The sequence below is a fragment of the Streptomyces sp. NPDC058371 genome, from assembly GCF_042723265.1.
Classification (GTDB): domain Bacteria; phylum Actinomycetota; class Actinomycetes; order Streptomycetales; family Streptomycetaceae; genus Streptomyces.
The window spans coordinates 1-12,736 of sequence record NZ_JBHXJC010000012.1; the positions used below are offsets into that span (position 1 = coordinate 1).

Genomic DNA, 12,736 nt, shown 5'->3' on the forward strand with positions numbered 1-12,736 from the left:
GGCCCTGCGCCCGGCACGACGGGCCCTGCGCCCGGCACGACGGGCCCTGCGCCCGGCACGACGGGCCCTGCGCCCGGCACGACGGGCCCTGCGCCCGGCACGACGGGCCCTGCGCCAGGTGCCACGGACGCCGGACAGCGGGCGGTGGCGGACCCCGGCCCCAACCCCGACAGCGCCGGCCCCGGCGGCACCAACCCCGACGATGCCGCCCCCCGTGTTGATGGCCCCCGTGCCGCCGGCCCCCGCGGCCCCAACAGCGCCGGCCCCGACACCGCTGGCCCCGCCCCCGACCCCGGCGGAACGAACCCCACACCCCCCGGACGGCAGGACCCCGCGTACGTCCACCCCGACGGCGTGCTGCTCACCGACCCCGATGGCCGGGACCAGCCGCTCGTCGCCGCGTATCGTGCGAAGTCGTTGCGGCGGGAGCTGGACTCGCTCGCCGCCGAGCACGGCGGTCTGACCGGACTGCCCCTGCGGCGACTCACCGCCGCACTCGATCTCACCCGCCTCGCCGATCCCGTCGCGTCATTCGACTGCGACACCTGGGACGACGTCGCCGCCGCTCGATCACGTATCAGGGAGCATGGGCACGTGTTGGATGAATGGATTTCCGCAGTCAAGGACGAACTGGGCATCGACCTGGACGTCGACATCAGCATCCTGCTCGACCTCGCCCGCGATGCCGCGCACGGAGTGGCCCGGCCCGCGGCGCCGCTGACCACGTTCCTCGTGGGGTACGCGGCGGCGCAGGCGCAGGGCGGGCCCGAAGCGGTGGCGGAGGCCTCCCGCAAGGCCGCGGCGCTCGCGCTCCGCTGGGCGGACGAGGACACCCCGGACGCCAAGCCCGGCCCCGCCTCAGAAGCCGAACCCCCCGCCCCCGACCCCGCCCCCGACTCCCGCCCGGACGCCGGATGACCGCCGCCCGCGGTACCCGGGACAGCCGGCAGGACGAGGACCTCGACGTCGAGGAAGCCCTCGCCCTGGTCAAGGCGGAACCCGCGCCCGCCCCGCAGAGCCGCTCCGTGCCCGCGCCCGCCCCCGAGGGCGAGCAGCAGGGACGGCAGGCCCCGCACGCCCACCACAAGGCGACCCCGTGGACCGAGGCGCGCGTCATCGCCGAGCGGGCCGCCCGCCGCGCCCCGCGCCGCGCCCCCGTCTCCGTACCCCTCGACGCGGCCCTCGGCCTGGTCCTCGCCGCCCCGCTCGCCGCCCTCACGGACCTGCCCTCCTTCGACACCTCCGCCATGGACGGGTGGGCGGTGGCGGGTCCGGGCCCCTGGGACGTGCGCGCGGAAGGGGTGCTGGCCGGGCACACCAAGCCGGAGACGCTCACCGACGGCGAGGCGGTACGGATCGCCACCGGGGCGCGCATCCCGCAGGACGTCACGGCCGTACTGCGCAGCGAGCACGGACGCATCGACGACAAGGGACGGCTGCACGCGACCCGCGAGGTCGCGCACGGGCAGGACATCCGCCCGCGGGGCCAGGAGTGCCGCGGCGGTGACCATCTGCTGCCGGCCGGCGCCCAGGTCACTCCGGCCGTGCTGGGCCTGGCCGCGGCCGCCGGGTACGACACCCTCGCCGTGCTCCCCCGGCCGCGCGTCGAAGTCCTGGTGCTGGGCGACGAGTTGCTCACCGACGGCCTGCCCCAGGACGGGCTGATCCGGGACGCGCTCGGCCCGATGCTGCCGCCGTGGCTGCGGGCGCTCGGAGCGGAGGTCCTCGGCGTGCGCCGGCTGGGCGACGACGCCAAGGCCCTGTTCAAGGCGATCGACGGCTCCGACGCCGACCTGGTCGTCACCACCGGCGGCACCGCCGCGGGCCCCGTCGACCACGTCCACCCCATCCTGGACCGGCTCGGCGCCGAACTCCTCGTGGACGGCGTCAAGGTGCGCCCCGGGCACCCCATGCTGCTGGCCCGCACCAAGGAGAACCAGCACCTCGTCGGCCTGCCCGGCAACCCCCTCGCCGCCGTCTCCGGTCTGCTCACGCTCGCCGAGCCCCTGGTGCGCACCCTCGCCGGACGCGTGGCACCGGAGCCGTACACGATGCCCCTGAAGGAAGCCGTGCACGGGCATCCGTACGACACCCGGCTCATCCCCGTCGTGCTGCGCGGCGACCGGGCCGTGCCACTGCGCTACAACGGCCCGGCGATGCTGCGGGGCATCGCCGCGGCCGACGCGCTGGCGGTCGTGGCACCCGGCGGCGCCCGCGCGGGCCAGGAACTGGAACTCCTCGATCTGCCCTGGGCGATGTCCGGCGTCGAGGCCTGCCTGGAGTGACCGCGGCGAACCGGGCGCACTCAGCGCCCGGTTCGCGTCGGGCGCGGCGTACCGCTCGCCCGGGGGCGGGCACAGGACGCCCCGTAGGCGGCCTAGCGGTTGCCGTTGGTGGCCTTCCTGATGGTGATCAGACGGTCGCCGGCCTGGAGCGGCGCCAACTCGGGGTCGGCGTAGTCCACCAGCCGCTTGCCCCGTACGACGGCCACGACCAGGTCGGTGCAGTCGCGCGGTGCGGCGCCGATCTCCCCTTTCGTGACCGGCCGTTCGGCGAGGTCGAGGCCGCTGCCGTACGTCATCAGCCCCTCCAGCACGTCGGCCGCGTGCGGGCTGGCCATCGAGACGCCCAGCAGCCGGCCGGCCGAACTGGAGCTGGTGACCACCATGTCGGCGCCGCTCTGCTTCAGCAGCGGCACGTTCTCGTCCTCCCGGACCGCGGCGACGATCGTGGCGCGCCGGTTGAGCTGGCGCGCGGTCAGCGTGACGAGGGTCGCGGTGTCGTCGCGCTGCGGGGCGACGATCACCTGGGCGGCACGCTGCAGTTCGGCCTTGAGGAGGGTGTCGGAGCGGGTGGCGTCGCCGAGCACCGACACCAGCCCGTCGCTGCTCGCCGCGTCCACCGCCTTGCGCTGCGGATCGACGACGACGATCCCGTCCTTGGTGATGCCCTGCCCCAGCAGCGTCTCGATGGCGTGCCGCCCCTTGGTCCCGTACCCGACGACGACCACGTGGTCCCGCATCCGGGAACGCCAGCGGTGGATGCGTACCTGCTGCCGGGTGCGCTCGGTGAGGACTTCCAGGGTCGTGCCGACCAGGATGATCAGGAACAGCACGCGCAGCGGGGTGACGACCAGGATGTTGACGAGCCGGGCCGTGTCGCTGACCGGGGTGATGTCGCCGTAGCCGGTGGTGGAGAGGGTGACGGTCGCGTAGTAGGCGGCGTCCAGGAGGTCGACCGCGCCGTCGGAGTTGTCGTGGTAGCCCGTCCGGTCCACCCACACCAGGAACGTGGTGAGCGCGAGGACCAGCAGCCCCATGGCCAGCCGGCGCAGCACCTGTTGAAGGGGCGGCACCGTGCCCTCCACGGGCAGCACGATCGAGCGGCCCGCCTCCGCGTCGTCCAGGGCCTCGGTGCGCGACCGGTACCAGAGGGAGCGGAGGATCGAGAACCTGCCCGCCCCGGGCAGGTCCCTCCCGGAACCGCCCCCTTCGGGTGCGGCTTTCCCGCGCCCACCGGGTGCGCTGCCGCCCGGTGCGCGCGCGTCCCTCGCGCGGCCGTCCGCCCTGCGTGCGGCTGTCCTGGGCGGTCGTTGTTGCCCGTCCTTCATTGCCTGTTGCTCCCAGCGGCTCGGGGTCCGGTCGGTCGGCACCGGGGCCATGCTCTCGGATCTTCCCGCACGGTGTGGGTAACGTCGGTGCCGTCGGCCCGGGTCAGGTCCGACTGGACCGCTGGAGGCCCGCCTTGCGAGACCACACCGTCGTTGTCGGCTTCGGGACGAAAGGACGGTCGGCCGTACAGACCGTCTGCGCCACGGGGTTGAAGAAAGGGCAGGTCGTCGTGGTCGACGCCGGCTCCGAGGTGATCGACGCCGCGGCCGCCGAGGGATACGCGGGCGTCGTCGGGGACGCCACGCGCAGTGATGTGCTGCTGCGGGCCGAGGTGCAGAAGGCGCGGCAGATCATCATCGCCACGCAACGCGACGACACGGCCGTGCTCGTCACGCTGACCGCCCGGCAGCTCAACGCGGCCGCGACGATCGTCGCGGCGGTGCGCGAGGAGGAGAACGCGCCGCTGTTGCGCCAGTCCGGCGCCGACGCCGTCATCACCAGCGCCGGTGCGGCCGGCCGGCTGCTCGGGCTCTCCGTGCTCAGCCCCAGCGCAGGCCTGGTCATGGAGGACCTCATCCAGCAGGGCAGCGGGCTGGACATCGTCGAACGGCCGGTCATAAAGGCCGAGGTCGGCAGGGGCGTGCGCGAGACCGACGACCTGGTGGTGAGCGTCGTACGAGGTCATCGGGTGCTCGGATACGACGACCGGGCCATCGGGACACTGCAGTTGACGGACCGGCTCATCACCATCGTGCGCATCCCGCCGGATCCGAATGCCGCACCCGGCCTGCGGCTGCCGCAAAGGCCGTAGGGGCAGCGTCCGCAGGAATGGGCGCCGGGCGGCTACTTGCGGTTGTACAGCCGCATCGTCACCGGTCCGAAGACCAGGACGAACAGCGCCGACCAGCCCACGGACCAGGCGATCTCCGCGCCCGGCCAGTCGCCCGACATCAGGCCGCGCACGGCCGACGACAGATGGCTGATCGGGCTGTTGTTGACGAAGGCCTGGAGCCAGCCGGGCATGGTCTTCGGGTCGACGAAGACGTTCGACAGGAAGGTGAGCGGGAAGATCACCATCATGCTGACGCCCATCACCGACTTCTCGGTGCGCAGCAGCAGCCCGAACATGGTCCAGATCCACGAGAAGGCGAACGAGAAGACCAGCAGCAGCAGGACGCCGGCGAGCACGCCGAGGACCCCGCCGTCCGCCCGGTAGCCCAGGATCAGGCCGACGGCGAGCATCACCAGGGACGCCATCGTGTAGCGCAGGGCGTCGCCGAGCAGATAGCCGACCATCACCGACGGCCGCCAGATCGGCAGCGTACGGAAGCGGTCGAAGACGCCCTTCTCGATATCGGCGTTGACCGAGACCCCGGTGTACATGGTGATCATCACGACCGACATCACCAGGATGCCCGGCAGCAGAAACTGGATGTACTCCTTCGGCGATCCGGCCAGCGCACCCCCGAAGAGGTACGTGTACATCAGCACCATCATGATCGGGAACGCGGTGACGTCGAAGAGTTGCTCGGGTACGTGCTTGATCTTGAGGATCGCCCGCCGGCCGAAGGTCAGTGACGTCGACAGGGCGCTGGGCCGCGGCGGCCGCTCCCTGCTGATGAGCAGTTCGGCCAGCGACTCGGCGCTGACCGGGGCGAGTTCGCCGCTCTCGGTGGTCGTCGCGGTGCTCATGCCGCCGCCTCCCCGTCCTTGTGGTCCTCGGTGTGGTGTCCGGTCAGGGCGAGGAAGACCTCGTCCAGGCTGGGCTGCCCCAGCGAGAAGTTGTCGACGGTGACGCCGGTGCGGGCCAGCTCGGCGAGCGCGCGGGCGGCCTGCTGCGCCGCACCCCGGCCGTTGGCCGCTCCCGTGCCGACCCGTGCGGTCAGGGCCACCGGGTCGGGCTCCAGCTGCACCTCCGCGTCGAGGGCGAGCCGCAGGATCTGCTCGGCCTGCGGGCGCTGGGCCGCATCGCGCAGCCGTACATGGACGGAGCCGGCGCCGACGGAGGCCTTCAGCTCGCCCTTCGTCCCCTCGGCGATCACCTTGCCCTTGTCGATGACGGCGATCCGGGACGCCAGTTGGTCCGCCTCGTCGAGGTACTGCGTGGTGAGCAGCACGGTCGTGCCCTGGGCGACCACCGCGCGCACGATGTCCCACACCTGGTTGCGGCTGCGCGGGTCGAGGCCGGTGGTCGGCTCGTCGAGGAAGAGCAGATCCGGCGTGTTGAGGATGGACGCGGCGATGTCGATGCGGCGCCGCATGCCCCCCGAGTAGTTCTTGACCTGCTTGCCGGCCGCCTCGCTCAGCCCGAAGGCCACCAGGAGCTGCTCCGCGCGCAGCCGCGCGGCCCGCTTGCCGTGCCCGAGGAGCCGGCCGAGCAGCACCAGGTTCTCGGCGCCGGTCAGGTCCTCGTCCACGGACGCGTACTGCCCGGTGACGCTGACCAGGCCGCGGACCCGGTCGGCGTCGCGTACGACGTCGTGGCCGAAGACGTGCGCCTCGCCGCCGTCCGGACGCAGCAGGGTGGCCAGCATCTTGACGGTGGTCGTCTTCCCGGCGCCGTTGGGTCCGAGGACGCCGTAGACCGTGCCGGCGGGCACGCGGAGGTCGACGCCGTCGACGGCCCGGGTCGCACCGAACGTCTTCACCAGACCCGCGGTCTCGATGGCAAGGCCGGTCGTCTGTCCGCTCATGTCGTGGGTCCTTCCGCGTACCTCGGCTGTGCAAGGGGAGACCGCCGCCGCCCCCGTAACTCATCGCTCGCCCAGGAGAAAGTGGGCGAGGAGTAGCGTCCCCCTCATGTACGCGATCACGATTACCGAACCTGGTGGGCCCGAGGCGCTGGTGTGGGACGAGGTCCCGGATCCCGCGCCGGAGGAGGGCGAAGTGCTGGTCGAGGTGGTGGCCAGCGCCGTCAACCGCGCCGATCTGCTGCAACGGCAGGGTCTCTACAACCCGCCGCCCGGAGCGTCCCCGTACCCCGGCCTCGAATGCTCCGGACGGATCGCCGCCGTCGGTCCCGGGGTCTCGGGGTGGGCCGTGGGCGACGAGGTGTGCGCCCTGCTCTCCGGCGGCGGTTACGCCGAGAAGGTCGCCGTCCCGGCCGGGCAGCTGCTGCCGGTGCCCGAGGGCATCGACCTGCGACAGGCGGCCGCGCTGCCCGAGGTGACCTGCACGGTCTGGTCGAACGTCTTCATGATCTCCCACCTCCGCCCCGGCGAGACGCTGCTCGTGCACGGTGGCTCCAGCGGCATCGGCACCATGGCGATCCAGCTGGCGAAGGCCGTCGGCGCGAAGGTCGCCGTCACCGCCGGGACCAAGGACAAGCTGCAGTTCTGCGCCGACCTCGGGGCGGACGTCCTCATCAACTACCGCGAGCAGGACTTCGTCGAGGAGCTGAAGAAGGCCACCGACGGAGCGGGCGCCGACGTCATCCTCGACAACATGGGCGCCAAGTACCTGGACCGGAACGTGAAGACGCTGGCCGCCAACGGACGGCTCGCGATCATCGGCATGCAGGGCGGCATCAAGGGCGAGCTGAACATCGCCACCCTCCTCAACAAGCGGGCCGCGATCAGCGCGACCTCGCTGCGCGCCCGCCCGCTCGGCGAGAAGGCGTCCATCGTCGCCGCCGTACGGGAACACGTGTGGCCGCTGATCTCCTCCGGGCACGTACGGCCGATCGTGGACCGTGAGCTGCCGATGAGTGACGCGGCCACGGGCCACCGGGTGCTGGAGGAGAGCGGGCACATCGGAAAGGTGCTGCTCGTCGTTCCGTAGTCCGCCGTCCGCCGTCCGCCGTCCGTAGTCCGTAGTCCGTAGTCCGCCGTCCGCCGTCCGCCGTCCGTGGTCCCCAGTCCGTAGGCCGGTGTTGCCGGGGTCGTCAGCCGCGCCGCACGCGCAGGGCGAGGAAGGCGAGCCCCAGCCCGCAGCCGATGAGGATCAGCCCGCTGCCCAGCGGCAGTATCTGCAGGACGGGCTCCTGCCCGCTGCTGCGGACGGTGGACCGGTCGGCGGCGTCGGCCGGGGGCGCCGGGGGCTGCGCGGCCTCGGCCGGCGGCTCGGAGGCGTCGGTGGCCTTCGGGCTGTCCGGCCTCTCCGCGCTGTCCCCGACCTCGCTGCTGTCGCCGCTGTCCGGTTCGTCCGCGTCCTCTCCGCCGTCCGGGTCACGATCCGTGTACGACGGGCCCGAGTCCTCGTTCCGCGGTACCGGCTCCTGGCGCCCGGGCCGCGCACGGCCCTCGCCCGCCAGGTTCCCGGCCCGCGACGCCTCGGCCGACGGGGTCGGGGAGGCGGAGGCGGACGGGGAGGGGGGCCGGGAGGGGAAGCGCCCCATGTCGTCGTACGAGGCAGCGGCCGCGTACGGCAGCCGGGTGACGTAGGCGGCCGCCACCAGGAGCAGCAGCAGCCCCAGCCCGGCAGCGCGCAGTCCGCTGGTGCGCGGTCCGGCAGCGCGCAGTCCGGTAATGCGCGGTCGGGCAGCGCGCAGCCCGCGGCCGCCTGCTCGCTGTCTGCGAAGCCCTGGAGTCACGTCGGTGACCCCCTCCCGGTACGGAGTCGCCAAGATCAACGGCACAAGCCTCACACGACGTACTTTTCCCGGCATCTCGGGCGCTCGGCGTCCGAGCGTCCCGGGTCGCGGCGCCGAGCGGTCCGGCCCGTGGCGACCGGACCGCCCGAAACCGGAGGGCAAAGACCCCTTCGTAGACGGTGGATCATCGTGCGCAGGGGGCACCACCGTGATGGGGTGCAGGTGTGCGAGACAATGGCGGCATGGAGATGCCGAGGAACGAAAGGTCGCCGGAGAACCCTCAGATCCTGGTTGTCGGCCAGGACGGAATGGCTCTCGGCGGCGCCGGAAACGAGGGCTCCCGCGAGGTCCCGGTGACAGAGATGGTGGAACAGCCCGCCAAGGTGATGCGCATCGGCAGCATGATCAAGCAGCTGCTGGAGGAAGTGCGCGCGGCTCCTCTGGACGAGGCGAGCAGGGTGCGGCTCAAGGAGATCCACGCCAGTTCGGTGAAGGAGCTGGAGGACGGTCTGGCGCCCGAGCTCGTCGAGGAACTGGAGCGGCTCTCCCTGCCGTTCGCGGACGAAGCAACGCCCAGCGACTCCGAACTGCGCATCGCGCAGGCCCAGTTGGTCGGCTGGCTGGAGGGGCTCTTCCACGGAATCCAGACGACCCTGTTCGCCCAGCAGATGGCGGCCCGGGCCCAGTTGGAGCAGATGCGCCGGGCACTGCCCCCGGGCGTCGGCGGCGGGGAGGGCGAAGAGGACCCCCGAGCGGGCGGCCGAGCGGGCGGCCCGTACCTGTAGGCCCGGCAGTCCGTACCTGTAGGCCGGGCGGTCCGTACCTGTAACCGGGCGGCCCGGGGGCCCGACCCGACGTACGCCCGCTGACGCACGCCCGCTGACGCACGCCCGCCGACGCACACCCGGCCCCAAGGGCCGACCCCGACGAAAAGGCGCCCGGCACATCCCGTGCCGGGCGCCTTCACGTGCGGATCATCGCTCAGCGGCGGAGATCACGACGGGTCGCCCGTCGACACGTTGAGCTGGATCTCGGGCATCTTCTTCGGGTCCACGTCCGTGCCCGGCGCCGGGAACTGGTCCATGACCATGCCCTCGCCGAACGTGTTCTCGTTCACGTCCTTGATCTTCATCTGCCAACCGGCGGCCTGGAAGCAGGACTTCACCGACTTGATGTACTTGTAGGTGAAATCGGGGACCTCGACCTGGTCCGGGTCGTTGTAGGACTCCTGCGGTTCCGTGCACTCGGTCGTCTCGATCGTCTTCGTCGTGTCCGGGCCCTTGTGTCCCGCGACCTCGGACGAGGACGCCGAGGCGCTGGAGTCGCCTCCGCTCTTGTCGTCGTTACCGCCGCCGTTCAGCGTGAGCGCCGTGATCAGACCGCCGATCGCGACGAGTGCGACGACGATCGAGGCGATGATCACGCCCCTGTTGCCCGAGCGGCCGCCCGAACCGCCCGACGCCGAACTCGTGGTGTGGGGCGTGAGGTTGTACGGCGGCGGGGTCGAGACGCCGTGCTGCGGGGAGTACGCCGCGGTCTGCGGGGGCTGGTAACCGCCCTGCTGCGGATAGCCGTACGACGGTGCCGGCGTCGGCGCGGGGGTCGGCGGTCCGTACGGACCCGGCTGGTACGGCGTGTGCACGGGGCCCGTCGGCGCGGGTGCCGACTGGTCGACCGGCGGGAAGACGGCGGAACCGACGCCGGCGCCGCTGGACGTCTGGGCGCCCGGCACGATGCTCGGGGCGGCGGGATGGAGCGACTGGGCCACCCGGTGGCACTCGTCGCGCATCGCCTCCGCGCTCGGGAAGCGCTCGTTCGGGTTCTTCTTCAGTGCGCGGGCGATCAGCGCGTCCACGGCCGGCGGCAGCGAGCGGTTGATCGAGGAGGGCGTGACCGGCTCCTCCTGGACGTGCGCGTACGCGATGGCCAGCGGCGAGTCCGCCTCGAACGGCAGCCGCCCGGTGACCAGTTGGAACAGCATGATGCCGACCGAGTAGAGGTCGCTGCGCGCGTCCACGCCCCGGCCGAGCGCCTGCTCCGGGGAGAGGTACTGCGGGGTGCCGACGACCATGCCGGTCTGGGTCATCGAGGTGACACCCGACTGCATGGCGCGGGCGATGCCGAAGTCCATGACCTTGACGACGTTGCGCTTCGTCATCATCACGTTGCCCGGCTTGATGTCCCGGTGGACCAGGCCCATCTCGTGGCTGATCTCCAGGGCGGCCAGTACATCGGCGGTGATCTTCAGCGCCTTGTCGGCGGGCATGGCGCCGTACTGCTGGATGTCCGCGTCGAGGACCGAGCCGAGCGGATGGCCCTCGATGTACTCCATGACGATGTACGGCGTCGTCAGGCCGTCCAGATCGTCCTCGCCGGTGTCGAAGACCGAGACGATGTTCGTGTGCGTGAGCTTCGCCACCGACTGGGCCTCGCGGCGGAAGCGCTCGCGGAAGGCCTGCTCGCGGCCGAGTTCGGTGTGCAGTGTCTTGATCGCGACCTGACGGTCGAGCACCGAGTCGTAAGCGAGGTGCACCGAGGCCATGCCGCCCTCGCCGAGCAAGTCCCGCAGCTGATAGCGCCCGCCGGCGACCGCACGCCCCGCGTACCGGCCCTGTGCGCCGTCCTGGCTCATGTTTCTGCGTCCCCCATTGGCGCGGGCGGTAGCTGCTGGCGTGCTCCCGCTTCGGCGATCCGTTGTCAGTGATCCAATGTGCTATTCCCGGCCAAGTCTGCCCGAGGGCACTGACACGTCAAGCTCGGTGCCCGATCCGTGACCGTACGCGAAGGAAGCGTCGCGGAAGCGTTACAGGTGCCGTACGGCCGGTACACACAATGTGCACGTGGGTACCCGCTACGGGTTGGCCGGCCGGTGCCTCCGGAATCCGACCCGGAACGGCGCCTTGCGCGGAGCCTGTAGCGTGGCCCGACGGAGACCGTAACAACCACCGCGCAGACCGCGGGTAGAAACGACGGCGAGGACTGATGGCACAGCAGCGCGCTCAGGGCCCGTCCGACCCCGAGGCGACTGGCGGCGGTATGTCAGATGCGCCGGAGCTGTGGGGTAACGGAGGGCTGGTCGGTGACGGCCGGTACCGGTTGACCCGCAGACTTGGCCGGGGCGGGATGGCCGAGGTGTTCGCGGCCGAGGACGTGCGCCTCGGGCGCACCGTCGCGGTCAAGCTGCTCCGCTCCGATCTGGCCGAGGACCCGGTCTCCAAGGCCCGCTTCACGCGCGAGGCCCAGTCGGTGGCCGGGCTCAACCACCACGCGGTCGTCGCCGTGTACGACTCCGGTGAGGACGTCGTCGGCCACGGGGTCGTCCCGTACATCGTGATGGAGATCGTCGAGGGCCACACGATCCGCGATCTGCTGCTCAACGCCGAGGCCCCCGGGCCCGAGCAGGCGCTGATCATCGTCTCGGGCGTACTGGAAGCCCTCGCGTACTCGCATCAGCACGGCATCGTGCACCGCGACATCAAGCCCGCGAACGTGATCATCACGGACACGGGCGCGGTGAAGGTCATGGACTTCGGCATCGCGCGTGCCCTGCACGGTGCGCAGTCGACGATGACCCAGACCGGCATGGTCATGGGCACGCCGCAGTACCTCTCCCCGGAGCAGGCCCTCGGCAAGGCCGTCGACCACCGCTCCGACCTGTACGCGACCGGCTGCCTGCTGTACGAACTCCTCGCGCTGCGGCCCCCGTTCACCGGCGAGACGCCGCTGTCGGTGGTCTACCAGCACGTTCAGGACATCCCGATGCCGCCCTCCCAGGTCTCGGACACCGTGCCGCCGGAGCTCGACGGGCTTGTGATGCGCGCGCTGGCCAAGGAGCCGGACGACCGGTTCCAGACCGCCGAGGAGATGCGCGGCCTGGTCCAGTACGGGCTGCAGATGCTGTACGACCAGGGCGCCCACACCGGCACCTGGAACACCGGGCCCGTGGACGTGCACGACGGTTCCCACACCCCGGCGGCCGGCTTCGCGGGGAGCGCGCTGCCGTACCCCGGCGACTCCGGCACCACCCAGATCCCCTCGCCGATCCTGCCGCCGCCCGGCCGCGGGGACGACGGCGGTTTCGAGGGCCACGGCAACCGGGGTGGCGGCCGCGGCAAGCTGTGGATCCTCGCCGTCTTCGCGGTGATCGCGATCGCGGCGGGAGTGGCGCTCGCCCTGAACACCACCGGCAACGGCGACGGCGGCAGCGGCACGACCCAGTCGCCCACCACCTCGTCGTCCACCAAGGACGACGGCCCCAGCGCGAGCCCCAGCGACGACTCCACGAACGACGCCACGGACAACTCGACGAACGACAACACCGGCACGGGCTCCGGCACCGGCTCCACGTCGACGACGACTCCGAGCGACGAGCCGACGACGACGCCGAGCGACGAGCCGACGGAAAAGCCGACGACGACGCCGACCAAGACGACGCCTTCGGAGAAGCCCACGCCGTCGACCCCAGAGTCGCCGGCATCGTCCGCTCCGGCGGGTGGCGATTCCGCCGGTGGCGGCGGCGGTCCGGATTCCTGAGGGCTTCTGTTCAGTGTTCACGCGCGCGTGGAGCCCGAAACGGGCGCCACGCGCGCGTGCC

10 protein-coding genes and 1 pseudogene are annotated in these 12,736 nt (G+C 72.0%); 6 read left to right on the plus strand and 5 right to left on the minus strand.

All coding sequences use genetic code 11. The features are described from left to right. Both ACFWM2_RS28795 and ACFWM2_RS28800 read left to right on the plus strand, forming a co-directional pair. Positions 1–918: DUF6457 domain-containing protein (locus ACFWM2_RS28795; RefSeq protein ID WP_383286003.1), on the plus strand; the 918-nt coding region annotated here is incomplete at its 5' end. Further along, the gene (locus ACFWM2_RS28800; protein ID WP_383286005.1) at positions 915–2,285 is read left to right on the plus strand and encodes a molybdopterin molybdotransferase MoeA; all 1,371 of its coding nucleotides are present in this window, start codon (positions 915–917) and stop codon (positions 2,283–2,285) included. The genes ACFWM2_RS28795 and ACFWM2_RS28800, both read left to right, overlap by 4 nt. 92 nt (positions 2,286–2,377) lie before the next feature. Here ACFWM2_RS28800 and ACFWM2_RS28805 read toward each other — a convergent pair whose 3' ends face one another. Then, positions 2,378–3,661, minus strand: coding sequence for a potassium channel family protein (locus tag ACFWM2_RS28805; RefSeq protein ID WP_383286007.1), 1,284 nt, complete (start codon positions 3,659–3,661; stop codon positions 2,378–2,380). A gap of 59 nt (positions 3,662–3,720) precedes the next feature. On the opposite strand from ACFWM2_RS28805, the pseudogene ACFWM2_RS28810 reads away from it, so the two are divergent. Continuing rightward, positions 3,721–4,422: pseudogene (locus tag ACFWM2_RS28810) on the plus strand (potassium channel family protein); the annotation flags it as partial. Positions 4,423–4,454: 32 nt separating this feature from the next. Here ACFWM2_RS28810 and ACFWM2_RS28815 read toward each other — a convergent pair. Further along, positions 4,455–5,303, minus strand: a complete 849-nt coding sequence (locus ACFWM2_RS28815) for an ABC transporter permease (protein ID WP_383286009.1) — start codon at positions 5,301–5,303, stop codon at positions 4,455–4,457. Beyond that, positions 5,300–6,304 carry an ATP-binding cassette domain-containing protein gene (locus tag ACFWM2_RS28820; protein ID WP_383286011.1) on the minus strand — a complete coding sequence of 335 codons (1,005 nt, stop codon included), beginning with the start codon at positions 6,302–6,304 and terminating at the stop codon, positions 5,300–5,302. Before ACFWM2_RS28820 ends, ACFWM2_RS28815 begins: the two co-directional genes overlap by 4 nt. Positions 6,305–6,410: 106 nt before the next feature. Here ACFWM2_RS28820 and ACFWM2_RS28825 point away from each other — a divergent pair, with 106 nt between their 5' ends. Then, positions 6,411–7,391: an NAD(P)H-quinone oxidoreductase gene (locus ACFWM2_RS28825; protein ID WP_383286013.1), complete on the plus strand. Its 981-nt coding sequence runs from the start codon at positions 6,411–6,413 to the stop codon at positions 7,389–7,391. A 103-nt stretch (positions 7,392–7,494) separates the two neighbouring features. Here the strand turns inward: ACFWM2_RS28825 and ACFWM2_RS28830 are convergent, their stop codons facing one another. Then, the gene (locus ACFWM2_RS28830; RefSeq protein WP_383286014.1) at positions 7,495–8,142 is read right to left on the minus strand and encodes a hypothetical protein; all 648 of its coding nucleotides are present in this window, start codon (positions 8,140–8,142) and stop codon (positions 7,495–7,497) included. Positions 8,143–8,384: 242 nt separating this feature from the next. Here ACFWM2_RS28830 and ACFWM2_RS28835 point away from each other — a divergent pair, with 242 nt between their 5' ends. Beyond that, positions 8,385–8,927, plus strand: a complete 543-nt coding sequence (locus ACFWM2_RS28835; protein ID WP_383286016.1) for a bacterial proteasome activator family protein — start codon at positions 8,385–8,387, stop codon at positions 8,925–8,927. A 209-nt stretch (positions 8,928–9,136) separates the two neighbouring features. Here ACFWM2_RS28835 and ACFWM2_RS28840 read toward each other — a convergent pair whose 3' ends face one another. Further along, positions 9,137–10,774, minus strand: coding sequence for a protein kinase (locus ACFWM2_RS28840; protein WP_383286018.1), 1,638 nt, complete (start codon positions 10,772–10,774; stop codon positions 9,137–9,139). A 350-nt stretch (positions 10,775–11,124) separates the two neighbouring features. Here ACFWM2_RS28840 and ACFWM2_RS28845 point away from each other — a divergent pair, with 350 nt between their 5' ends. Beyond that, complete coding sequence (locus tag ACFWM2_RS28845) at positions 11,125–12,675, plus strand: protein kinase (protein WP_383286020.1); 1,551 nt, start codon at positions 11,125–11,127, stop codon at positions 12,673–12,675. The last annotated feature ends 61 nt before the right edge of the window (positions 12,676–12,736 follow it).